The sequence below is a fragment of the Nakamurella sp. PAMC28650 genome, assembly GCF_014303395.1.
GTDB lineage: Bacteria > Actinomycetota > Actinomycetes > Mycobacteriales > Nakamurellaceae > Nakamurella.
Genome location: NZ_CP060298.1, coordinates 2360174 through 2385015, shown reverse-complemented (window position 1 = coordinate 2385015; position 24842 = coordinate 2360174). Strand labels below are relative to the sequence as shown.

The 24842-nt window shown below is 69.9% G+C and carries 12 protein-coding genes; 1 reads left to right on the top strand and 11 read right to left on the bottom strand.

The annotated features are described in order from the left end of the window. Window positions 1-80 precede the first annotated feature (80 nt). Complete coding sequence (locus H7F38_RS10905; RefSeq protein ID WP_187094072.1) at window positions 81-3893, top strand: helix-turn-helix domain-containing protein; 3813 nt, start codon at window positions 81-83, stop codon at window positions 3891-3893. On the opposite strand, the gene H7F38_RS10900 is transcribed toward H7F38_RS10905, so the two are convergent. The 11 genes from H7F38_RS10900 to H7F38_RS10850 form a co-directional block, all read right to left on the bottom strand. Beyond that, on the bottom strand, window positions 3877-5157 hold the full coding sequence (locus H7F38_RS10900) for a hypothetical protein (RefSeq protein ID WP_187094071.1): 1281 nt from the start codon (window positions 5155-5157) through the stop codon (window positions 3877-3879). The genes H7F38_RS10905 and H7F38_RS10900 overlap by 17 nt on opposite strands. Further along, window positions 5154-6038, bottom strand: coding sequence for an FHA domain-containing protein (locus H7F38_RS10895; RefSeq protein ID WP_187094070.1), 885 nt, complete (start codon window positions 6036-6038; stop codon window positions 5154-5156). Before H7F38_RS10895 ends, H7F38_RS10900 begins: the two co-directional genes overlap by 4 nt. Before the next feature lie 278 nt (window positions 6039-6316). Continuing rightward, window positions 6317-6811, bottom strand: coding sequence for a hypothetical protein (locus tag H7F38_RS10890; RefSeq protein ID WP_187094069.1), 495 nt, complete (start codon window positions 6809-6811; stop codon window positions 6317-6319). A gap of 91 nt (window positions 6812-6902) precedes the next feature. Beyond that, complete coding sequence (locus H7F38_RS10885) at window positions 6903-8126, bottom strand: hypothetical protein (RefSeq protein WP_187094068.1); 1224 nt, start codon at window positions 8124-8126, stop codon at window positions 6903-6905. A gap of 76 nt (window positions 8127-8202) precedes the next feature. Next, window positions 8203-8478, bottom strand: coding sequence for a WXG100 family type VII secretion target (locus H7F38_RS10880; protein WP_187094067.1), 276 nt, complete (start codon window positions 8476-8478; stop codon window positions 8203-8205). Between the two features lie 171 nt (window positions 8479-8649). After that, complete coding sequence (locus H7F38_RS10875) at window positions 8650-13041, bottom strand: FtsK/SpoIIIE domain-containing protein (protein ID WP_187094066.1); 4392 nt, start codon at window positions 13039-13041, stop codon at window positions 8650-8652. Beyond that, entirely contained in the window at window positions 13038-15359 is a 2322-nt protein-coding gene (locus H7F38_RS10870; RefSeq protein WP_187094065.1) for a DUF3488 and transglutaminase-like domain-containing protein, read from the bottom strand. Before H7F38_RS10870 ends, H7F38_RS10875 begins: the two co-directional genes overlap by 4 nt. A 14-nt stretch (window positions 15360-15373) precedes the next feature. Beyond that, entirely contained in the window at window positions 15374-16513 is a 1140-nt protein-coding gene (locus tag H7F38_RS10865; protein ID WP_255498332.1) for a DUF58 domain-containing protein, read from the bottom strand. Window positions 16514-16539: 26 nt separating this feature from the next. Next, a complete protein-coding gene (locus H7F38_RS10860; RefSeq protein ID WP_187094063.1) occupies window positions 16540-17511 on the bottom strand; it encodes a MoxR family ATPase in 972 nt (323 codons plus the stop codon). Window positions 17512-17530: 19 nt separating this feature from the next. Next, window positions 17531-24073, bottom strand: a complete 6543-nt coding sequence (locus H7F38_RS10855; protein WP_187094062.1) for an Ig-like domain-containing protein — start codon at window positions 24071-24073, stop codon at window positions 17531-17533. 82 nt (window positions 24074-24155) lie between these two features. After that, window positions 24156-24842 (bottom strand): hypothetical protein, encoded by a 687-nt coding sequence (locus H7F38_RS10850; RefSeq protein WP_187094061.1) that lies wholly within the window; start codon window positions 24840-24842, stop codon window positions 24156-24158.

The window sequence follows — 24842 nt, the reverse complement described above, 5'->3', positions numbered from 1 at the left end:
CGCCTCTCCCGCAGCCGCCGTTCCGGCCCACCGCCACCGGCCGTGGAGTGCGCCCCACCTCCATTCCCCGAGGACGGCAGATGACGAGCACCTCACGCCACTCACCGCCACTGGATACCCGTGACCAGTTCGCGGCCGAACTGTCCCGGCTCCGCGAGCGCAGCGGGCTGTCGGTCCGCGACCTCGCCGGGGCGGTCGACACACCGCTAGCGACCATCGGCGGGTACCTGTCCGGGCGACACCTCCCGACGGTGGCCCAGTCTGCACTGCTCCGGCGGATCCTGACCACGGTCGGGGTCACCGATCCCGTCGAGCTGGAACGCTGGATGGATGCGGCCAGCGCCCTGCGCCGCTCGCCCGCCGTGCGGCGGGGACCGGACACGGTGCCCTATCGCGGCCTGCTCAGCTACCGGAGGGAGGATGCGGAGTGGTTCTTCGGCCGGCAGGATCTGACGGACCGGCTGCTCACCGAGGTGGCCGACGGCGGCCTGATCGTCGTCGTCGGCCCGTCCGGAGCCGGTAAGTCCTCGTTGTTGCGGGCCGGACTGCTGGCGGCCCGTGGGGATGCCGACGGCGTCCTGATCACGCCGGGCACCGACCCGAATGCGGAGTTGGACCGGGTGACCGACGCCGCGGCGGCACGGGGCCTGCTGATCGTCGACCAGCTCGAGGAGATCTTCACCGTCGTCGAATCCGACGAGGAACGCAGCCGGTTCCTCGAGCGGCTCGCCGCCTTCGCCGCCCAGGACTCCGCCGCCGTGGTCCTCGGCCTGCGGGCGGACTTCTACTCGGCGGCGACCCGCATTCCGCTGCTGGTGGAGGCGCTCCAGCACCGCCAGGTGGTCGTCGGCGGCCTGGACCGGGAACAGCTCAGATCAGCCATCCTCGGCCCGACCGGACGAGCCGGTCTGGCCGTGGAACCGGAACTCGTCCAGACGCTGATCCGGGAACTGGCCCCGCGGGGGATGACGACGTCCGTCCCCGAGGCCGGCACACTGCCGTTGCTCTCGCACGTCCTGCGCGAGGTCTGCCTGCGCGCGCAGAAGGGCCGCCTGACGGTGGCCGACTACGTGGCGACCGGTGGCATCTCCGGCGCAGTCCAGCAGTCGGCCGAACGGGTTTGGGGCCACCTCTCGACCGGCGACCAGGACACCGCCCGGCGCTTGATCCTGCGCATGGTGAACATGGACGAGAACTCCGTGGTCACCCGTCGCCCGACCTTCGTGGACGATCCCGGCGCTTTCGCCGTGTTGGCCCAGTTCATCGACGAACGGCTGATCACCGCGGATCGCGACACCCTGGGCATCAGCCACGAAGCCCTGCTGACCGCATGGCCGAGGTTGCACGACTGGGTCGGCGCGGATCGTTCGGGGCTGCGGAACCTGCGCAACCTGCGCGCCCGGGCCGCCGTGTGGGAGGACGGTGGCCACGACGAGTCCGCCCTGCTGCGCGGCGGGCCCCTCGGTGCCGTGACCGAGTGGCTGGAGGAGTCGGGGCGCAGCACCGACCTCGACGGCCGCGAACGGGCGTTCCTGGAGGCCAGCCGCAAGGGTGAGATCGCCGGCCGCGAGAGGCGGCGTCGCCAGGTCCGCACCCTCCGGACGCTGGTCGCAGCAGCCGTCGTGCTGATGCTGCTGGCCTCCGGTTTCGCAGTCGTCGCCGCCAGCGCACGTTCCGATGCCCAGGGCGGCCGGACGGCGGCCCAGACGGCCAGCTCCCGAGCGCTCGCCCGTCAACTGGCGGTCAACGCGCACGACCTGCGGGCCGTCGATCCGAACGTGGCGGCCCAGTTGGCCCAAGTGGCCTACCGGACCTCGCCGACGGTGGAAGCACGATCGGCCCTGCTGGATTCCACCGCATCGAACGTCCCGACGCGGATCAGTGGCCATGACGGCCCGACCTTCGCCGTGGTGAGCGCCGCGCGGAAGACCCTCGCGGTCTCGGACGATTCCGACGGCACCGTCCATCTCTACGGAACAGCCGATCCCCGGCGACCGACCACCCTCGGGGTCGCCGTCCCGACCAGGATCGTGCAGCAGTTCTCGGCCGCTTTCACCTCGGACGGCAGGTACCTGATCAGTGGCAGCAGTGATGGCACGATCACCACCTGGGACGTCGGCGACCCGGCTCATCCCGGTGTCCCGCATACCTTCCCGGCCTTCGTCGGCACCGCCGCGGATGGAGTTTCCGCGACCGGGGTCAACAGCATCGCCCTCTCGCCGGACGGTCACACCCTGATCGCGGCGGGGACGAAGGTCGGGTTGGCCGTCTTCACACTGACGAACGGCGTGCTCACCCGCCGGGGCACCACGAGCATGCCGGACCATTCGACCCCCGCCACCACGGTGAGCTACTCCCCGGACGGGACCCACGTTCTCGCCACCGGCGGGACCGTCCTGTCGATGTGGACCTCCCCGACCATCGGGGCCGATCCGCTCACGGACCGCTCACCGGCCACCTTCGCATCGCCGGGCGGCAGCAAGGTCAACGTGACCACCTTCTCACCGGACAGCCGCACGCTGGCGGTAGGCCCACATTCGGGTCTGCTGGCCATCTATCGGGTGGCCGGCGCCGCGAAGCCGGTCCCGGTCCCCATCACCATGACGCCATACACCAGTTGGATCAATGCGCTCACCTTCAGCGCCGACGGCACGATGCTCGCGGCGGGCAGCTCGGACTCCTCTGCCACGGTGTTCTCCACTGTCGACTACCGCCCGGTGCTGGCGGTGAAGCACCCGTCGCTCGTCACGGGCGTGCAATTCGTGGGCGGTACCGACCACCTGGTGACCGCGTCGACCGACGGCGGTGTCCGGATCTGGACGGTTCCCGGACCGAGCCTGACCGGGCTCGGTGGCAGCGTGTACGCCGTCAACTGGTCCGCGGACTCTACGCACGTAATCGCCGGGACCAACGAGATCAGCAGCGGCGCCAGTCTTTTCGACGTCACGGACCTCACCCACCCGCGATTGGAGAAAGTTGCCGGCGCCGCCCCCGGAAAGGAGGGGTTCAGTGGCGGAGCGGCCTTCGCGACGGCCACCGACACGCTGGCCGTCGGGCTGCTCAGCGGGCCGGTCCAGCTCTGGAACATGGCCGCAAGCCCCCCGACCCGGATCGGCACGAGCCTGACGCAGCCGGGCCAGCAACTGCAGTCAGTGATGTTCTCCGCGTCGGGGCACCTCCTGGCCGGCGCCGGGAACGGCGACCTGATCTATCTCTGGGACACCACGGAACCGGCGCACGCCCGGCTGACCACCGCGCCCATCGCGGAGCCGAACCAGATCTTCGGAGTGGCCTTCAGCCCGGACGAGAAATACCTGGCCGCTGCCGTCATCGACGACACGGTACGGCTGTGGGACATCAGCGATACCGCCCGATCACGGCTCGCCGCCACCCTGACCGGCTTCAGCAACTACGCCCTCGGTGTGTCCTTCTCCAAGGACGGCAAACTGCTGGCCGCATCGGGCGCCGACCGGACCATCCAGATCTGGAACATCTCGGATCCGAAGAAGCCCGTCAAGATGGGAGAGTCGCTGGCCGGCCCGACCAATCAGGTCAATGACGTCGAATTCAGTCCGGACGGCACCAAACTGGTCGCCGCTTCGCTGGACAAGTCCGTCTGGGTCTGGGACATCACCGATCCGGCCGTGCCCTCGGTCTGGGCCCAGCTGACGGCGGCAGGCGACGAGGCCTGGGTCGCCGACTTCAGCCCAGACGGCCGGCGGATCGCCGGTGGCAGCATCAACGATCGTGTGTCGCTGTGGGCCTCGTCACCGGACACCGCCACGCAGCAGATCTGCGGTGAGGTCGGTGCGCCGATCACGCCGGTGCAGTGGAAGATCTACCTCCCTGACGAGCCCTACCATCCGCCCTGCGCGGCTACCGGGTCGCGCTGACGGTCATCGTGCGGGTTCCGATCTGCAGGGTGGCCGGCAGGTCGAGCAGCGCCGGGACACCCGGGACGCAGGGCCTCGGGGGTCCGTTTCCGGCCACGAGCACCCCGTTGGTGGAATACCGATCCGTCACCGAGATCCCGGCCGCCGAGGGAGTCAGCAGCAGATGGGTCTTGGAGAACGAGAGCGTGGCATCCCGGACTGCGTGCAGGGCAACGTCCTCACCGTCGTCCGCGGCCGGATCGCGGCCGAAAAGGGTGGCGGAATCGATGACGACCGCCTCGCCGGTGTCCAGGTCCACCCGGTGACTTCCCACTCCGGTCGGGCGTTGCGCCGTGAGCGACCTGACCGGGACCGGTGTGGCTGTGGCCGGTGCTGGGGTGGAAGGTGCTGGGGCGGAGGGTGTCTCGGCGGAGTGGCGGCCGACGCCGGGAACCACCACGATCATGGCGGTATCCGGCCCCGGCGTCGGGGCCACCGGCCGCGGTGGGGCTGCCTGGTCGGCGGCCCGGGCCATGTCCGGGACGACGGGGGCGGGCCGGTCGGCGGCGGACACGTGCGCTTCGAACCCCGGCGATTCGAACCCCGGCGGGACGGACACCGGCGGGACCGGCACCGGCGGGACGGACACCGACGGGACGGACACGGGCGGGACCGACGGCACCGGAATCCCGTACCAGGCCGACACATTCAATGGTTTCGGTCCCCGTTCCAACAGCTCCTGCACCATCAGGTGGTCGGTGACCGCACCCGCCGGTATCCAGCGATGACGATCGACGACGATGTGCTGCAGGAGGTCCCAGGCGAAAGCGCCCGGCGGGATCTTGCGGGCGGTGAACAGGTCGACGTAGTGCCGACCCTCGAATCCGGTCGGCGACAGAGGATCGAGGAAGAGGACACGAACACCGCCGTTGTCGCGACGCCCCGCCCGCGGTCGCACCGCGACGTCGCTGATCCAGCGGTATCTGACCTGGCCGACCCACCGTCCGTGCGGCGTGGACCTGGCCGACAGCAGCAGCCGACCCGCGGTCAGGGTCGCCGACCCCTCCCAGCCGACCCCGTCGAAGGTCACCCGACCCGCGACCTGCGGTGATTGCAGAATCCCGGCCGACATCCCCTTCAGCATCAGCGGTGTCGTTTCAGGACCGTCATCTGCTTCGGGCACCGGCCGGCCGTCCGGGTCGAACGCCGGCTGAGCCGTACCGGGCGGCTCTGCGGCCCATCCGTCGCCGAGCACTGCGACCCGGCCGAACAACGCGTAGGTCATTGCCGCCGCACCTGCATCTCCCGGTCTCCGAATCTGACCACCGAACCCTGGGTGGCCACCATCGGTTCCCCGGCCCGGCATCTCGTCGCCACCCCCGCGGTGATGACGACCACACCATTCGTGGAGTGCCGGTCGGTGACGAGCACGGAGTCGGCCCCCGGCTCGAGTTTGACATGGGTCTTCGACACGGTGCGCGTCTGGTCGGCGATGGACCGCAGTGCCATGCCGTGCTCGCCGGGCAACGCAGCCGGATCACGGCCGAAGACTGCGGGCCGGTCCAGCGGCAGGGTGCGTCCGTCGTCCAGCACGACCGCCCACCCCAGCGCCGGCTCGTCGGGCGGACCGGCCGGGTGCTGCAGCGCTCGCAGCGACGGGACCTGTGTGCGTTCCTGCCATTCCGCCGGTGCGCCGGCCTTCGGCGGCATTCCCGGGACCACCGTGATGACGGGCGGGACCGGCCCCGCCGCAGCGGACGCCGGCAACCCCGCCGGCCCGAGCACCGGCGGCGATTCGATCAACGGCAGCGGTTCGAATACCGGCGGCGACCCGATCACCGGCGCCATCGGTCCGATGCTCGATCGCCGCCCGAGACCGGCACGGCGCCCCCGGAGCACGGCGCGGACCAGGAGATGCAGGACGACCAACGCGCCGAGGATGACGACGAAGATCGTCGGGAGGTGCCCCCAGGCAGTGACCGGTGAGCGCCAACCCCACAGTGCCACCGCGCCGAGCAACACCGCCGGTAGCAGATCGATCCCCAGGGCACGTCTGGGCCGGTGAACCCTCTCCGGACCATTCAGCTCCGGACCACCCGGCTCGGGCGGGGACGCACGATCGAGGAACTGCAGTGCATCGGGTGCTCGACGCGGGTCAGCACCCACCGTCCCGATCAACGGAAGGGGGGGCACCGACGGAGCGGACTGCCGCGTCGGGGCCGGCCTTCCGCAGCGGGCGCAGAACAGAGCGCCGGCCGCAACCGCCGAGCCGCAACCGGCACAGATCGGGCCCATGCGATCAGGCCACCGCCGGCCGGCTCCGGGCGACCGACCGGTGGAAGCTGAACTGCTGGAACATCTGCCGTCCCCGTCCCCGTCCCGGTCCGCTTCCCGGTCCCGGGTTGGAACCGGATCGGCACGGAAGGCCGACGATCGCGGTCACGTCAGATCCGGCCGGCCGGCACGGCGTCGCAGATCTCGACCGAATCCATGATGGCCCTGACCTCGGCCAGGTCACCGGTACGCGCTGCCGACACGGTTCCGACCAACTCGACGAGATCGACGACCCCGTCGTGTTCCACCACGAAGATGCGCCAGGCCTGCCCGACGGTGCCCACCTGTGGGTTCCGGTAGGCGAACTCCCGGGCGTAGGCCTGGCGGCCGTCGGTCTCGATCAGCCAACGCCCGATGTGCTCGACCTCCTCGAGCTGGGCGACCCCGTCGTCCACCACCTTGGCCGCGGCCTCGAGATCCACGTCGCCGCCGACCCGCTGCGCCCGGACGATGACGTTGGACATGAACTGTCCCTCGGGGACGGCACGACGGGCCGCCATCAGGGTGGAGGCGACCTGGACTCCTGACCAGTGCTCCGGCAGGGCCAGTGCGATCACCGGCCAGGACGGAAACTCTTCACTGGGAAATCGGATGCTCTCGCTCATCTTCGCTGACCTCTCATTGGTGTAGGTGGCCGGGTTTCGGCATCCGGGTGACCCGGGGTCCGGGTGGCCGCCAGGCACGGCGGGGACGGTTCTAGCCGAACCACGACACGATGCCCTTGACGACACTGCCGCCACCGCTGACGAGTCCGCCCACTGTTCCGGTCACCGAGTCGACCATCTGCTTCGGACTGAAGCTGGCGTCGTACCCGACATCCGCGCCGAGCCCGAGGCAGGCCCCGACGTCGAAGCCGACGTGGACCTCGTCGTAACCGATGGCGGCGTCGCCCGAGGCGTGCGCACCGATACCGGCTTCCACCGAGGCAGTCTCGGTGGAGTTGACGCCCAGGACCGTGATGGTGTCGCTGGCCGAGGCCCTGGCGCCCGCGAAGACGTCACCGTTGAACGCTCCGGACACCTGGGTCGCGCTGATGGTTCCACTGACGGAGCCGTCCGCCGCGGCGCCGGCCATGGCCTCGGCGTGGCCCGACATCCCCACCGGACCGAGGGAGATCCGGCCGTCTGCATCGGCTTTCGCGCCGACGAAGGCACTCGCGTTGGCCTCCCCCGAGGCGCCGTCCGGACCGATCTGACCTGAGGCGTCGACACCCGCGGATGCGCCGGCGAACGCGCTACCGCTGACACTGGCTCCCAGCAGCGCGCCGCCGACCGCAGCGCCACCGGAGGCCCAGGCCCCCGCCCGCGCGCTCGCCTCCGCGCTGCCCTGGTAGGTGTTCCCGTCGTGCGAGCCCGACGCATCCGCGCCGGCCTGTGCCCCCGCACCGGCCTCGCCGTGGTAGCTCGATGGGCCGGCACTTCCGCTGCTGGACGCCTCGACGTAGTTCGAGCCGCTACTGCTACCCCCGGCGCCACGGCCGCCGACACCACTGCCCCCGTCGCCGTAGCTCCCGCTACTACTGCCCCCGGCACCACCGCCGCCGACACCACTGCCGCCGAAACCGCTGCCGCCGGCGGCACCGCCGCCGACATCGACACTCCCGGAGGCATGGGCACCTGCGAACCCCTGACCGGACCCACCGTCCGCGTAGGAGTTGCTGGTGGTGTCCTGGTCGTCGGCGTTGCTCGAAGCCTTCCTGCCCAGGTCCTCGACCTCACGGGCGAGACTGTTCAGGATCGCCCGGTACTGCCCGCTCCACTGCTGGTGGAACCGGTCGCAGTCCGATCCGCGCCAGGACTGACGGGCCTTGCCGTCGATCCTGTCGACGGTGGTGACGATCCCCCGCAGCGTCAGGGCCTGCGTCTCGAGATCTCGACCGACCTGCCGTACCACCTGCACGTCCATTCCAATGAATGCCACCGTCACCACCGTCCTTTCGTGTTGTCGTATGCCGCACAGGAAATCACCGGAGAGGGAATCGCCGGAGACGAAATGATCAGTACGAGTTGGAGGTCTGCTCCTGCTCGTTCGCATTCTTGGTCGCGGACTTGCTGAGCTGGTCGATCTCCTGCTGGATCTTCTTCAGCTGGCCCTGGTACTGCCCGGTCCACAGCTGCTCGAAGTGGTCGGAGTCCTTGCCCTTCCAGCTGTCCTTGGCCTTGCCCAGCAGTCCGTTGATGGCGGCGATCGTGGTGTTCAGCTGCGTCGCCTGCGTGCTCAGATCGCGGCCGATCCCCTTGACGACATCGACGTCCATTCCAACTAGTGCCATGATGACTGCTCCTTTCAAGAGCTCATTTCTTTTTCGCCCCCGTTGGGCATACCAGAAAGCTATTTCAACTTCTCCCACCCCGCAATGGGCAGGACTACCCATCGACCCCTGGACCGCGCCGGACACCCGATCGTGTCGGAACAGGTGACCCTGCGGTGACGGTGGGGCCGGTCAGGACGCTTCGACGAACTGCACCTTGGTGGCGCTCCCGTTGAGCACGAAGGCGCCGCCGCAGGTGGCGAAGTCCTTCCGCTGCCCACGCGGCAGATCGGTCCGCAGCAGCGCATCCCCGTCGCCCTGGTCTGGCTGGACCAGGAAGCCCTTCCGCTGCCCCTTCAGCATCTTGAGCAGATCGCTGTACTGGTTCCAACTACCGGTTTCGGATTCTGCGATGACCCCTCCCCCGTTGCGGCCGATGGCCTGGGCCAGGGCGAGCACCGGTTCCTCGAGCGGTCCGGACGTCAGGCCACCCGCGTCTTCGATGAACAGCACGATCTCGGCGCCCTCGTCGGCGACCCGACGCTGCCAGCGTTCGACATCTTCACCCCCGCGGAGGATGTGGGTCCAGAATCCGGTCGACTCGATGGCCGACTTCCGGCCCGAGACGAGAACTCTGGGCAGCAGTGGCCGCTCACGGGCCACCGCGGCCGCCAACCCGACCAGCACCTCCGGCGTGCCAGACCCGGGAGGACCGGCCAGCACCCAGTAGCCTTCCGGATCGAACTCGATGGGCGCCAGGGTGTTTCCCGCAATTCCCAGCGGGACGCCACGAGTGCCCGGCGGCAGGTCCGGGAGCAGCACCCTGGTGGGCAGCCGGCCGATCGGTGGCGCCTCGAGCATTCCGCGGGCCCGGAGGGTGCGCCCGAGGTCGTCCACCGCCTTCGACTGCACGGCGAGGTTCGCGCTGCCGCCGAGCACGGCGACCTGCAGGTCGAGGCCGTCGAGCACCCCCCGTCCGGGCGGGGAGTTCCCGTCCAGGGCATCGGACGGCACCCCGAGAAAGCTGTAGTCGTTGTCGTCGGACAGCCGCAGGACCGCGGTCCGCTGGATGGCCGCCCGCAGCGAACTGGGGACCGCCGCGGCCCGGTCGGCGGACATCACCACATGAACGCCGGCGGGCCGTCCGTCCGCCGCGATCTGGGTGAACACGGTGAAAAGCGAGTTCGACACGTGGCTTTCGTACTGCTGACGGAAGTTGGCGATGCCGTCGACCAGCAGCAGAATCCTGGGCTCGGCCTGCTGTCCGGTGATGTCCCGGTATTCGGTGATCGTCCCGGCCCGCACCGCGGCATAACGGACGGCCCGTTCGTCGACGACCGACTTGAGCCATCGGATCAGCCGGCCCAGTCGCTCGTCGTCGTCGCCGGAGATGACGTCCCCGACGTGCGGGAGCGACTCCAGCATGCGCAGGCCCGACGATCCGAAGTCCATGCCGTACACATGGCAGGGACCCGAGCGGGGGGTGATCCCGGCGGCCAGCGCGACGGTCCGCAGCAGGGTCGACTTGCCGGAACCACCGGTGCCGTAGATCGCCATGTTCCCGTCGACGTCCGGGTGGAAGTAGGTCGTCCGCTGCTGCTGGGAGTCCGGATCGTCCACGACGCCGACGGCCAGTTCGCGATCGCGCCGCTGCCCGAGGAACTGCAGATCGTAGGTGGCGGCCAGGTCCGGCAGCCAGGGTTTGCGGGGCACCGGGATCTCGGCCCGGTCGGCGGCGATGGAGATCGAGGTGACCAGCCGGACGATGTCGGACGGTCCGAGATCGGCGTCGGCCGGGCCATTGTCGACCTGCGGCTCCTCCCAGGCCCGACCGGGTCCGAAGGCCAGCTCGCCCAGTTCCAACTGCGCGCGGGGGGCGGCCCGACCCGACCACCCCCCGGCGTAGCCCGTCTGGAAGCCGGCGATCCGGCCCGGCCCGGTCTTGGCCGCGCCACGCCCGGGGATGTCCGGTGAGAAGCTGCCGGCCAGCGGTACGCCCAGCACGTCCGTGGAGTCGTTCTCGTCCGCCATCCGCAGGGCGATCCGGAGATTGGTGTTCGCCCGCAGGTTGTCCTTGATGACGCCGGCCGGGCGCTGGGTGGCCAGGATGAGGTGCAGCCCGAGGGATCTGCCCCGCTGGGCCACGTTGACGACGCCGTCGACGAACTCGGGCACCTCCTGCACGAGGGCGGCGAACTCGTCGACGACGATGACCAGGCTCGGCGGGGCGTCCGGATCTCCACGACGCTGCAGTTCGAGCAGGTCCTTGGCCTTCTTCGCGTTCAGGATGTGCTCGCGGTGGCGCAGTTCGGCGTTGAGCGAGGCCAGCGCACGCCGCACCAGGTGCGGCGAGAGGTCGGTCACCAGCCCGACGGTGTGCGGTAGTTGGACGCAGTCGGCGAAGGCCGCACCGCCCTTGTAGTCGACGAACAGGAACGTCAGCGTGTCCGGCGAATAGCCGGCGGCCATCCCCAGGACCCAGGACTGCAGGAACTCGCTCTTGCCGGCACCGGTGGTGCCGCCGACCAGGGCGTGCGGGCCCTGACTGCGCAGATCCAGCGTCAACGGTTCGCCGGCCGCCTGCCCGACGATCGCCCGGAGGCTGGTCGTCCGGCGCCTGACCGGGACCGCCGACCCGCGCGGTATCACCGATTCGGATTCGCGCCAGCGTTCCAGGACCGCACCGGGGTCCTCCGCGAGCTCAGGTCCGATCAGGGTCAGGAAGGAGATGGCCCTGGGCAGGTCGGAGTCGTCTGCGACGCCGGCCCCGGCATCGGCGATCGGCGCGAGCGCCCTGGCCGCCGACATCGCCGCCGGCCCGTCGACCGTCTCGCAGAGGACCGGGGACACTCCCAGCGCCGAGGTCACGAACCCGGCCGCCACCTCTCCGGTACCGGGGTCGACCGTGAGGTAGGTGCGGCAGACGGCAGGCAACCGTTCCTGCGCGGAGGCGACGGCCAGCACGTAGACACCGACGGCCGGACCGTTCTCGGCGATGCCGATCAACCGGTACCTCTCCACCGGGGCGTCGTCCTCGACGATCACCAGCAATGCGGGCAGCACCAGCGCACCTGGAGCTCTGGTCTCCTGACGTCGGTCCGAGATCAGCTCCTCGATCTCGGCGAGCAGGCGGGTACCGGCTCCGGCCTCGTCGGCCAGATGCAGGCCAGGGAGCGGTGAATGCGGAGAACCGTTGTGCGGGAGCCACTTCAGCCATTCCCAATCACGACCGCTGTCACTCGACGCGATGGCCGCGACAGCCAGGTCCGCCGGTGAGTGCAAAGCGACGAACTGGGCGACCAGCCCACGGGCCACCCCGACCGCAGCCGCTCGGGGGCCGGCGATACCGACCGCCCCGCAGGCCCGCAGGTCGACGACCACCGGAACCGACTGCACCGCAGAGGCATCGGATCGCAACTGGGTCAGCAAATGCCAGTGTTCGGCCCTGGCGTGCGCCCGGGACGGCAACTCCACGCTGTGCCGACTGGGCATCGTCCCGGTGCCCAGCCGACCGGTCAGGAAGCGCTGGTGCTCGCCCCGTCTGGTCCACAGCAGTGGGGTCTGTCGATGGATGGCGTCCAGAGCCTCGGCGGTGGAGGGTGACTCGGCCAGCCGGCCGACCTGCTCGAGGGACAATGCCTGCGCCAGTTCGAGTCTGATCACCCGGAGGGACTCGAGGAATGCAGCCGTCGACTCCCGGACGTTCCTCCGGTTCTGCAGCTTCTCGTCCAGGTACGTGCCGATCATCAGGACCGGGGACAACCCGACGAAGACCACCGAGAGCACGCTCCTGGTGAAGGCGTAGAGCACCACCCCCATCAGCAGCGGAGCGATCAGGGCCAGAACCGGCAGGCGCGAGCGCCGAGGCGGCTCCGGCGCCTCCGGCGCATCGAACCGGATGCCCGCGTAGGTGGGATCCACCCGGGGCGACCGGTTGAAGTCAACGTCCGCGGTGGCGGCCAGCGCCGCGGCTGGGGTCCGATGCACGGTGATGCCGATCGACGTCTCGCCGACGATCACCCGGTCCTGCGGCCGCAGCACAGCTCTGGGCACCGGCGAGCCACCGATCACCAGGCCGTTCGCCGATCCCAGGTCGACGATCTCGGCGTTCTCGCCGATGGTGATCCTGGCGTGCTTCTTGGAGACCAGTGGATCAGAGAGCCTGATCTCGCAGGACGGATCGCGGCCGAGGAAGCAGGTGCCCTCCCGCAGGGCGAACGTCCGGCCGGCGTCCGGACCGGTCAGCACGGTGAGGGTCGCGGCGGCGACACCGCCCGGCCCGCCGGGAGACTGCCACTGCGCCGTCAGCGCACCGACCGAGAGCACGCAACCGGAGCGGATACCGCTCACGGCCAGGGGCAGGCCCGGTGCCAGCAGCGTCGACTGACCCGCCCGACCGCCGGGATGGATCCTGACGGTCATCGAGGAGCCCGGCGACATCGGCACCGGCGGCCGGTCGCCCCTGGTCGGGTCACACCGATCCAGCGCGCCGGCCAGGTCGCCGACGGTGACCGTGGCGTCCAGGGTCGCGTGCAGGTCGACCAATTCGCCACCCGGCCGGAGCAGGCTGAATCGCAGTTTCACAGCGAGAGGTCCCGGCGCCGCAGGGATGCAATCGACAGGCGCGCCCGGAACCGGTGCCAGCGGCCCTGATCGGCGTGCAGACCCAGCAGCGCGGCATCGACGTCGGCCCAGAATCTCTCGGCGTCATCCAGCCCGGTGTCCTCCGGCCCGAACACGCGGGCGTCTGCACGCCGCGCCAGCAGCACCGTCCCGCTGCCGAATCGACGGTCCAGGTCGGCACCGGTCTCCACCCGGGTCCGGCCGATGGTCACCGGAAAGCCGAGATCCACTGCGGCGTCCAGGACCTGGTTCCATCCGCCGGCGATCCGCAGCGGACCGGTCGCCGCGTTCCGGCGTCTCGCCCGGCGACGCGCCTTGAGCAGCAGGACGGTGCCGACGGCCGCCATCACCAGCAGGACGAACCCACCGACACCGAGTCCGATCGGCCACCAGGGGCCGGCGGCGGCGGAGGCGACGGGGCCGTCGTCCTTCTTCGGGACGTCGGGGGCCTTGTCACTCGACTTGCCCGCCGTGACGTCGGAGGTCTTCGCCTGCGCCGGCGGAGGCGGCGGGGGCGGCGGCTGGACGACCTGTGGTTTCGGTGCGGACTGCTGTTTCGGGGTCGGCTGGGGCGCCTTGGACGTCTGATCCGGGGTGGGGTCGAACGCGACCCATCCCTGCCCGAGGAACGGAACCTCGACCCAGGCGGTGACGTCGCCACCGGTGACCGTGACCGGCCCACCCGCGTGCTTCCCGGTGTTGAAACCCATCACCACCCGGTTCGGGATGCCCTGGGACCACAGCATCATCGACAGAGCGGGAGCGAACTGTTCCTGGTCACCGACCTCCTGTGGGTCGGTCAGCAGCTTCGTCAGCCGGTCCAACCCGTGGCCAGAGGCCGACGGAAGTGCCTCCGCGGCCGAGCCGTGGCTCAGATGTCCGGCCGCCTTGAGGCCCTTGGTCATCGCGTCCGCCTTGGCGTAGGCGCCGTTGACGGCATCGGCGTACTTCGTCGCCGCGGTCCGGGCCGCATCCGGGATCGCGGTCGGCACCGGCAGGCCCGTTCCGGTGTCGACGACGGCCGACGCCAGCACGGTGTCGGCCGGCTGCCCCGGGACGACGGCCTGGAAGCCGAACGAGTCGCCCGGCTGCAGACCGGCCGTCTCGATCCCGACCGCACTGGAGGTGGCATAACGGAAGTCGTCCGTCAGCCGGGCCGCTCTGGACCCGCCGAAGGTGATGCCGGTCAGATAGCCGGCGCCGGGCACGTAGACGCCCTGGTAGGCATCGATGCTCACCCGACCGGAGACGCTGACGCCGGCGGCGGACTCGGCGACCTCGTCGCCGACCCTGGTGTAGGTCCCGGTATCGGTGGTCACGCTGAAGTTGACGCCGTCGTAGGAATCCAGGGCGGCCAACCGGATGTGGGTACTGTCCGGTAGCCCGGTGACGGTGAACAGCCTGACCTGCTTCGCGGCGTCGGAGGCGACGAAGTTCCGGAAGCCGGACAGCGGACTCGGGTACGTCTGCGGGTCGAACGGCGGGTTCACCGACGTTCGCAGGGCGAGCCTCGGCACACCGGGAGCCACCTGCGGACCGAGGAACACCGCAGCGCCGACGGTCGCCAGCAGTACCAGGACTCCGGAGACCGGACGGCGTGCGTCGAAGCCCACATTCCGGTGACCGCGCCGACCACGGGTACCGACCAGGGACGCCCACAGCAGGCCTCCGAGGGCCACCGCCCCACCGGAGACCAGCGGCAGATGTGGGTCCGTGGTGCCGAACAGGGCCGCCACCACCAGCATCGCGACCGGCGCCACCAGTGCGAACAGCGGGCGAACGGTCCGGCTGACGACGGCTGCGCCGGCCAGCGCCAAGACCATCGACGACAGGTACACCGGGACGAGCAGCGCCCCGGAGGACCCGACCGGTACGGCGACCGTCAGCACCTGCTGCCAGGAGGTGACCACCCCGAGCGCCAGCAGTCGGACGGATTCCAGGGTGGGCAGCACACCGAGGGCCGCGACCTGGGGGGTCGCCAGTGCGGCCCCGAAGAGCAGATAGGCGACGGCGGCAGCCAGGATCGAGAGCGCCCAGTGCAGGCGGAGAGCGGCTGCGCCCCAGGAGATCAGTGCGCCAAGGACCGCCCCGCCCGCGGCGGCGATCAACCAGCGGTCACCGCCGTACGCGGGTCCGAAGGCGAGTGCGGCCGCGGTGATCAGGACCGCGATACCGAGCGAGCCCCCCAGTGCGAGCGCGCGCCGGGGCGGCCCCGACTCCTGGGCGGTCCGGACCTGGCGCGCACCGGTACGACCGGCGTTCGCCGCCTGTGAACTCATCGGTGCACCATTTCTCAGGCCCTGACCGCGCGGAGGGCCCGCGCCAGGTCGTCCAGGGCGCCGACGGTGACGACGGGCAGGGATCCGATCCGGCGGATCGAGATCGCGGAGTTCAGCACCACCCGGACCACCACCACTCGCACACCGGTGGGGAATGCCATTCCGGCCGAGCGGATCTCGCCCGATGACGACCCGCTGCCGCACAGGATGATCGCGACCGAGACATCGGGTACGGCCGCTGCGGCATTGCGGGCCACCGCGGTGACCCCTTCGGCGGCCGGGGACAGCTCGACGCCGGAGATGGCATCGAGCAGGCCCCGCGCGGTACTCGCACGCAGCACCCCCGCACCCGAGACGACCGATGTGGCACGTTCTTCCCGGTAGGCCTGCACGCCGAGCGACGCACCGGAGGCCACCGCGATCTCGAACTCCTGGTCGCCGGCGTAGTCCGACGTCCTGGTGGACAACGCGATGGCCAGGTGCGAACGCTTCGTCTCCTCGAACTGGTGCACCATCAAGGTGCCCGTCCGGGCGGTCGTCTTCCAGTGGACGTAGCGGCGATCATCGCCGGGCACGTAGCCCCTCAGCGCGTGGAACGACACGTCGTTGTTCGAGAGTTCCTTGGTGGCTTGGCCTTCGAGGTCCTGGATGAATCCAGGACTGGTGCCCTGCAGGGGCACCGTCCTCGGGTGCACGTAGAGCACCTCCGGTTCGGTCCACCGCACGGTGCGGCGGAACAGACCGAAGGCGTCGCCGCGGACCGATCTGGCCGGGCCGACCGCGATCACCGCACGACGGGCGGTCGGGATGACGAACAGTTCCTCGTGCGTGACACCCCGGCCCAGACCCGGGACCCCGATGGAGGCGACGGCCGACCCGACCGGCAGCTCCATCCGCACCGGCAGCAGACGGGAGCCGGCGGCATTCGTGACCAGCATCCGCCCGTTCGCCGGCTCGCCGACGACCACACGCTGCGTCCGGAGATCAAGCTGCACCACGTATTTCGAGCGACCGACGATGAAGACGGCGGCCATCAGCACCGCGGCGGCCAGGCCGACGGCGGCCACCGCCAGCTCCTGCCAGCCGGTCCACCGGGACACGCCGTAGAGGACGATCGCGGCCAGCGCGGCCGTCCAACCGATCGGTGTGAGCACGCGCAGACCCGGAGCCCGCACGGCCGTCATCCCGCGGCCCGGTACTGCGGCGGTGCGATGTCGGTGAGGACCCTGGCCAGCACGCCCGGCACCGTCATGCCGGCGAACTCGGCTTCCGGGTCCAACAGGATCCGGTGCGCCAGTACGGGTTCGGCGAGCGTCTTGATGTCGTCGGGGGTGACGAAATGCCGCCCGTTCGCGGCCGACCAGGTCCTGGCCGCCCTGACCAGCGCCAGGCAACCACGCACCGAGACCCCGAGGGTGGTCTCCGCCGCCGTCCTGGTCGCCTCGGCGAGATGACTGACGTACTCCAGGACGGAGGGGTCGACGTAGACGGTCGAGGCCAACTCGATCATGTCCACCACAGCGGCGCTGGTGATCATCGGCGTGACGACCTTCTGGTGGCTCCTCGTGCCGGCGGCGCCGAGGATCTGGACGGTCGAGGCGTGGTCGGGATAGCCCAGCGACGCCTTCATCAGGAACCGGTCCAGCTGCGCCTCCGGCAGTCGGTAGGTACCGGCCTGCTCGATGGGATTCTGGGTGGCGATCACCATGAACGGGTTGCCCACCTCGTGGGTGACCCCGTCGACGGTGATCTTCGATTCCTCCATCACCTCGAGCAGCGCCGACTGGGTTTTCGGAGAGGCCCGGTTGATCTCGTCCGCCAGCACGATGGACGCGAAGATCGGCCCCTGGTGGAATTGGAAGTGGCCGCTCTGCTGGTCGTAGATCGTCACCCCGGTGACGTCGCTGGGCAGCAGGTCGGGCGTGAACTGGATGCGGTTGGTCGTGCCCTGCACCGTCGCGGCCAGAGCGCGGGCCAGGGACGTCTTCCCGGTGCCGGGAAAGTCCTCCAGCAGCATGTGTCCTTCGGACAGCAGGCAGGTGAAGGCGAGCCCGATCGTCCGGGGTTTGCCGAGCACCACCTGCCCGACGTTGCCGACGAGCTTGGAAAACGTCTCGGCGAACCACTGCGCGTGTTCCGGGGTCATCGTCATCTCTCCACCATCTCCGTATTCACCAGGTCACCGTGCTCGAATAGGCGCCACAGGTCACAGTGGCGCTCTGATATCCGCTGTACCAACCGGGTCTGCCGTCGGCATTTCCGGCCCCATCCGTCGTGATGGTCGCGTTGTGTCCCGTTTGGAAAGTGCACGGCTGCCGGGAGTTGGCCGGGAAGTTGTTGAGATAGACACCGATGTATTTGCAGACGTGGGTGTTCTGGCTGACGCAGGTCTGCGACCCGGGACCACCGCCGTTGTGGTTGTTGGCGTCTCCGTACACGTAGGCCTGGATGCTCGTCACAGGCGGCGGTGGCGGACAGGCCTGGGTGGATCCCGACACACTGGCCGCCGGTCCGACCTGGCCGGTGCTATCGGTGGCGTGCACCGAGATGGTGTGGGACGTAGCGCATCCCCAGTTCCCGACCACGACAGTGGCGTCGCCCGGCCCGTAGTCGGTGTACCCGCCGCCGTCCACGCTGTACTGCGTGGTGATCGGTGATTTGCCGTTGTCGCCCGGCGGGCTCCAGTTGAACCGGATCTGCGTCTGGCTGTTGTCGGTCTGACGAAGATTCGTCGGGGCCCCGGGCGGCGGGCACCCGGAGGTGGAGCCGGTCACCGTGCCGGACGCCGGGCCGGAATGCCCGGCCGAATCGGACGCCTGCACCGAGATGGTGTGGCTGGTGCCGCAGGTCCAGGCCCCGACCACCACGGTGGCATCCCCCTGCCCGAACACGGTCATCGGTCCGCCGTCGACGCTGTAGCTCGTGGTGATGGGCCCACGACCGTTGTCGGCCGGTGGACTCCAGTTGAAGCGGATCTGGGTGGAGCTCTGGTCGGTCTGCCGGACGTTGGCCGGCGTACCGACCGGCCCGTACGGGGTGGCCTGGCCGCTGCCGGGATCCCCGCACAGTTGCGCATTCGAGTAGGGGTCCTCCGGCGGGTAGCAGACCCGCACCCGGAACGTGTACTGGGTGCCGTTGGCCAGCGGAGATCCGTTGGAATCGGTCGTCACCACGTCGCCGGGGTTGAATCCCCTCCAGCTGTTGCCGTCGGTGGAGTAGGAATCGGCGCCCTGGCGGCCACTGGACCGCCCGCCCTGCACGTTGTCGAGTCTGACCGAACTGTCGGCGCCGGTGGCGGTCGCACCGACCCCGGTCACCGCCGTCGGCCGGGTGAACGGGGTCACCGTGTTCCCTGACCCCCCGGACGGATCGCCGTTGCCGTACTTGTTGGTGGCCACGATCTTGTCCACCGTGTAGGTCGAGCCGTCGACGGGTCCGGGAATCGCGACCGAGGTGGCGTCGCCGGACGCGCTGACCGTCATCGTCGAGCCGTTCGAGGCGTAGGTCACGGTGTAGCCCACTGGGGCGGGGCGCTGGGCACTACCCGCCGGTGGGGCCCAGGACACGGTCACCGCCCGGGGGTCGGGGTCGAAGGCCAGCTTCACCCCGGTCGGCGGGCCGGGTGTGGTGTTCGGGTGCTGTGGCGAACTGGCCTGCGATCGGACGGTGCCCTTGCTGTTGGTGACGGTGAGGTAGAAGGAGTAGGTGGCGGTGATGTCAAGGCCGTCGAAGGCCTGCCGGCCCGGCCCGGACACCGCGACCCGGCCGGCCGTGCCGTCAACCCCGTTGACCACCTCGGTCAGAGTGGCCGTCGAGATCGGGCTGTAGGACCGGTCGTCCTTGCCGATGGACCAGCTGACGGTCAGCTGTCGGTCCGCGGTGAGCGTGACCGACGGAGCAGCCGGGGCCGGCGGGCTGGCGTCCGGCGTGATCGGTGCCGAGGGCGTCGATCTGCTGGTGCCGTCCTCGTTCGAGACGCTGACGGTGAACGCGTAGCTGCGGCCGGGCGTGAGGTTGCCGATCTGGCAGTTGCTGTTCTGGCAGGTGGTGTCCGGGATGCCCGGAGCACTGACGACGAACGGTGTGATCGTTCCGCCGTTGGCCCAACTGGGCTGCCAGTCCCACGTGAGGGTGACCGAACTGGCGGTGGCCGAGTTGGGTACCGGGGTCGGCTGCCCGGGGGCGTGCGGCTTGTCCTTGACCGTGAGGGTGAGCTGCCCGGACACCTGACGGGACGGATCCTTGGTGCCATCGGCGACGGTGAACTGGACGACGACGTTCCCGATCTGCCCGGCGGCCGGGGTGATCAGCACATTCGAACCACTGATGGTGGCAGAGCCTCTGCCCTGCAACACCTTCGGTGCAGGAAGAAGGGTGAGCCCGGTGCCGTAGGGGTCGGAGCTGCCGTTGAGCACCGGGAAACTGGTGGCCACCCCGGGGCGGCCCACCTGGCTCTGGTCGCCGACGGTGGGCAGCGGTTTGGTGGTGCCCGTCGCAGTCACCGTGACGGCTGCGGTGACCGTGGCGCCCCTGGTGTCGGTGACGCTGATCGGCACCTGCGCGGACGACCCCTTCTTCACCGAGTTGGAGACGGCGACGGTCAGCGTCGTGCCGTTGCGGAATGCGGTGAAACCACTGACGGCGCTGGTGGCCATGAACTTCAGCGCACCCATGTCCGGGTAGTTGGCCGGGCTCACCAGGCTGGCCAGGTTGATCGTTCCCGAGGTGCCGACCTCGACGTCCAGGGTGGTGCCGTTCAGCACCGGGGTGGTCGGGATGATGGAGATCGGAACACTCACGGCCACCGCGGCCGAGGAACCGTCGGACGCCCTGACCGTCAGGACGTCGGGACCGTTGCCGTTCTTGTCGGCCGTGTAGCTGAACGTTCCGGCGTCGAGTCGACGGCCCGTCCCCTGGGTGGCCGACAACGCGGAACCGGCCGGGATCTGCGCGGTCCGGCCCGCCGGAACGTCGACGTAGTCAGCGATCCGGCCATTCGCGGTGGCGCCGGCCGCCACCGTGATGGTCGGCACCGACTGCCGGGGAACGGGGGGCTGGTCCGGCGGTGGCGTCTTCTGCTGCGGCGTGGGCGGCGGTGGGGGCAGCAGCACCAGCGCGGACTTGGCCGGCACCACGATGAAGGCCGTCGCGACCTGCGCCTGGGTATCCGTCGCGGTGTAGGCCAACACCTGCCGGTTGGCCGTGAGCGGAATCCGGAAGGCGTGCGGGGCGATCGTCACCGCCGGTCCGCCGGCGGTGGCCGCCACGGTGAGCTCGTTCGCCTTCCCGGTGTTGTTCTGGATCGAACCGCCGACATCGACGGTGGCGTTGAGCTTGTCCTTGACCATCGCGCTGGTCACGATCACGTCCTGGGCGACCGGCGGGACCAACGGCGCCGTCGGGGAGATGGTCACGGTGATCACACCGCTCGCCGTCAGCCCCCGGTCATCGATCACGTGATAGGTGAAAGCCGCGACGCCACTTGACTTCCCGGCGGCACCGATCACCAGGGCATCACCGTCTCCGACCGCCTGCCAGCCGGCCACCTGGTCGACGGCCGGCGTGGCCAGCCTGACGTTCTCGCCGGTGACACCGGATTCGAGCGGCCGTACGGCGACGGCCTTGCCGGGCCGCACCGACGCGACCAGGTTCGGGGCCACCGGCGGTTGGACCACATTCGGTGTGGCGACCACGATCATCGTCACCGTGCCGGTGGTCTGCTTGCCGTACGGGTCGGACACGGTATAGGTGATGGTGTCCACCCCGGGTTTGGCCAGCGCGTTGTAGGTCAACGACGACAACCCGGTCACCGTCGCGGTTCCCAGCCCCCGGGCGGTGCCGTTGACCTTGGTCGCGTCGACCCAGTCACCATCGGGGTCGATCCCGTCCAGCGGCAGCTCGACGGTCGTCGACCGACCGGCCAGCACCCTGCCGATCACGGTGGTCGGCGTGTTCGGGGCGGAGTCGCCCGACGGGTCACGGGGCGTGATCGTCAGGGTGACCGTGGCCGCCGCCGACGTCTGGCCGCTGGTGTTGCGCACGCTGTAGCTGAACTTGACCGGGGCACTCGGAGGGGTGACCGGCGCCAGGTAGCGGATCTCGGTGGCGTTCGAGAAGAGCACGCCGGGAACGGCGGCCGCGCTGGACACGATCGACGGAGTCAACGACTCCCCCCGCGGATCGGTGGCGAAGCGCGCCATCGGCAGGGTGAGCGCATCACCGGCCCGCACCGTCAGGGAGATCGGACCGGCGGTCGGCGTCGGCGGATCCTGCAGGGCCGGTACCGGTATCACCCGGATCTGGCCGGTGGCGCTGCCGATTCCGTTGGAGACGACGTAGGACATCACGGCGGTGCCCGAGAGGATCCCCCTGGCCGCGATCTGCAGCGTCTGCATCCGCGTGGTCGTCACGGTGAGGGTGCCGGTGCTGTCCGGACCCACCTGCGCAAGGGCCAGTCCGGCGTCGTTCGGGTCGACGTCGTTGGCCGTCGGGTCGACCCTCACCGAGTCGCCCTCCGGCAGGTAGACCACGTCAGCGGTGGCCAACGGTGGGCCCGGCCGGGCCGGCGGAGCCGTGACGTCGAACCGCAGCACGCCGGTCGACCTGCCCTGCCCGGCCACCACCTTGTAGGTGAAGTAGTAGGTGCCGGCCGTCGCCGACTGCAGCACCACGCTGTCGTCGGCGGAGGACAGGCTCGCCGTGGCGCCGCCGGCGGCCCCCTTGATGGACACCGCCGTCAACTGGAGGGGGTCCAGGCCCGGCGAGAGCACGCTGCTCAGGGGTTTGACCGTCACCGGTACACCGGGCAACGACCGGGCCACCACGGCCGAGGCGATGGGCTGCGCGCTGCCGTCCGGCTTGACGTCGACGGTGAGCTTGCCGGATCTGACCACCCGGCCGTCGGTGATGGTGAACAAGACCTCGTGATTGCCCGTACCGGAGGATCCCTTGTCGTGGAAGGTGATCCGGCCGCCGGGTGCGTAGTCGACCGAGTCACCCGCCGTGGTGGCGGTGGCGCCCGTCAGGTACAGATCGTCGCCCGTCGTGGAGTAGTAGTCGGGCAGCACGTCGTAGCCGATGGAGCCGTTGATCTCGACCACGGTCGAGGAGTCGCGCTGCTTCTTGACGTCGCCGACCTGCGACGCGGGTGCCACCGAGATCGACAGGCTCGCCTGCACCGCCGGGTTGATGCCGTCGTCGATCGTGTACGTCAGGGTGGGCAGCGGGCCGGAGGCTCCCGGGGGGACCGTGACCTGGACGGCCTGTCCGGCGTTCACGATGTCGACCGAGCCGGCGGCGGCCGGCAGCGCCGAGACACCGGCGACGATCACCGCGGCGCAGTCCCCCGCGGTGACGTCGTCGAGGATGGGCAGCACCGTCGATCGACCGGCCCTGACCTCGAACTTGGCATCGGCGGCCGTCGACCTGGCGGGGCCCTGTTTGGTGCAGTCGGCCCGGGAGGCGGCGATCTCGCTCGACTGGGTCTTGCTGCCGTCGGAGTTGGTCGCCTTCTGGCTCTGATCCTCCGGCTTGACCTGGTCCCAGTTGTCGATGACGGTGACCGTCATGTTCTTGTCCAGCGCCCAGATGGTCCCGGAGATGCGGTCGTTCAGGACGATGGCGTGGTCGTTGACCCGGAAAACCGGGTCCCGCGCACCGGTTCCGGGCAGCGTGACGCTCCGGGCGGTATTGCCGTCGCAGGCCAGCGCCTCCACCGTCGAAGGTCCGTTCCAGGCCGCCCAGACGCAGCCGTCCAGCAGCACCGGGGCCACCGCCTGACCGTTCCCGTTGCTGTACAACGTCTTCGGCGCGTCACCGTTGAGAGGATATTGCAGCAGTGCCGATTTCGTCTCCACCAGTACGGCGTCGGCGGCGGGGCCCGGTTGCTGGAGAACCGCGTCGGCGGCGTCGGCCACCGCGATGCGGTGCGTGCCGATCAGCAGTTGTCCGGCGCCGGCATCGAGTACCACGGGGACGTCGCCGACGGCCGTGATCGAGAGGGACCCGGCGACACCGGGCGGTGTCGCACTCAGCGCGGCACCCGGCGGTGTCGCACTCAGCGCCGCACCGGGCAGGGTCGTGGGAGGGGGCGGAACCACTCTTCCGGTCTTGTCGGTCGACCCGCCCGCGAGCACACCATCTGTCCCGAAGGCCAACGACCACAGCTTGTTCGATCCGGCCGCGACGGTGAAAGGAGTTCCGGTCAGGGAGACGGTCGTGACGGCGTGGGCCGCGGTCACCAGCAGCGGGGGGGTGACCGCGGGGTCCAGACCGGCCAGGGCGTCGGCAGTTCCGGCCCACAGCTTGCCGGTGGCCGGATCGACGATGCTCAGCACGCCGCCGCCGTACCCGACGCCTGCGCCTTTCGGCAGACCGAGGGCCGCGCCCGTCGTCACCGTGGCGTCGTTGACCGTCTTGAGCAGATTCCCGGAACGGTCGACCGTGTAGATCCGTCCGTGCCCCTGCAGGACATCGAAGTTCGGGTCCGATTTGAAGGACGAGTTCAGTTGCTCGACCTGCAGGTTGACCCGGCCGACGACCCCGTCGGTGTTGTTGGTGGTCCACACCGTGCTGGTCGAGAGATCGACGTCCGTCTGGGCGTAACCGGGCGAGTCGAGGGCGAAAGCGGCCACCGTCGCGGCGACCAGGGTTCCGACCAACCCGGCCGCGATCCCGCGCTGGGCACGGGACCACCGCCTCGGAAAGATGATCATCGATCCTCCAGGATCCGGTCGAGAACACAGGTATGCGTGGGTCTTCGCCCGGACGGTGAAACGCGGGGGCGGGTCGTGGTCGTCATTCGACCGGGTCCAGCAGCACGAGGTCCCCGGCGACCACCAGGCGGGTCGCGACGGCGTGCTCGACCAGCCGGGCCCTCCGGTTCACCGCCAGTTGGCCGACCCCACCGCGCAGACCTCGTACCCCCCGGCGGTCGAGCTTGTCGCACACGTTGTCGAGCTTGCGGTTGAACCTGGTCTGCTCCCAGCCCAGTCGCGCCGCTGCCTCCTTGGACGACGGGATGGAACTGACGCTGGTCCCCTCCCTCCTCAGCAGCGGTTCGGCGAGGGCCAGGATGAGCTGCTTCTGCGACGGGGTGAGAGTGACCGGCCCGATGGTGGTCTCACCACTCTCGGCCCGGCCGACCTCGGACATCGCGAAGGCCGCTTCGTCGTTGACGATCGCCATCTCGTAGGTGGTCGGACCGGCGGTGAACAGCACCGAGGTGTCGCCGAACACCATCGGCAGTCGCGCACCCGGGGCCAGCCAGGCCTGCAGCGCTCCCGTGACGTCGGACACCGTGGCCGACAACTGGCTTCCGACGTTGGCCAACCACCACATGCCGTCGATGCATTCCAGGGTGAGGAACCGCCGGTGCAGATAGGGGTTGCCGTCCACCTGCAGATTGCCGTCGCGGCCGATCTCGAAGAGGCAGGCAGGGTCGGGTGTGAACCACTCGCCGCAGAATTCCACCTGGATCCCCAT

What these genes read in the sequence shown, in the direction of transcription:
- H7F38_RS10870 (WP_187094065.1), bottom strand. Translation starts at nt 15,359, where the DNA reads ATGAGTTCACAGGCGGCGAACGCCGGTCGTACCGGTGCGCGCCAGGTC.
- H7F38_RS10890 (WP_187094069.1), bottom strand. Translation starts at nt 6,811, where the DNA reads ATGAGCGAGAGCATCCGATTTCCCAGTGAAGAGTTTCCGTCCTGGCCG.
- H7F38_RS10855 (WP_187094062.1), bottom strand. Translation starts at nt 24,073, where the DNA reads ATGATCATCTTTCCGAGGCGGTGGTCCCGTGCCCAGCGCGGGATCGCG.
- H7F38_RS10900 (WP_187094071.1), bottom strand. Translation starts at nt 5,157, where the DNA reads ATGACCTACGCGTTGTTCGGCCGGGTCGCAGTGCTCGGCGACGGATGG.
- H7F38_RS10860 (WP_187094063.1), bottom strand. Translation starts at nt 17,511, where the DNA reads ATGACGATGACCCCGGAACACGCGCAGTGGTTCGCCGAGACGTTTTCC.
- H7F38_RS10850 (WP_187094061.1), bottom strand. Translation starts at nt 24,842, where the DNA reads ATGGGGATCCAGGTGGAATTCTGCGGCGAGTGGTTCACACCCGACCCT.
- H7F38_RS10880 (WP_187094067.1), bottom strand. Translation starts at nt 8,478, where the DNA reads ATGGCACTAGTTGGAATGGACGTCGATGTCGTCAAGGGGATCGGCCGC.
- H7F38_RS10905 (WP_187094072.1), top strand. Translation starts at nt 81, where the DNA reads ATGACGAGCACCTCACGCCACTCACCGCCACTGGATACCCGTGACCAG.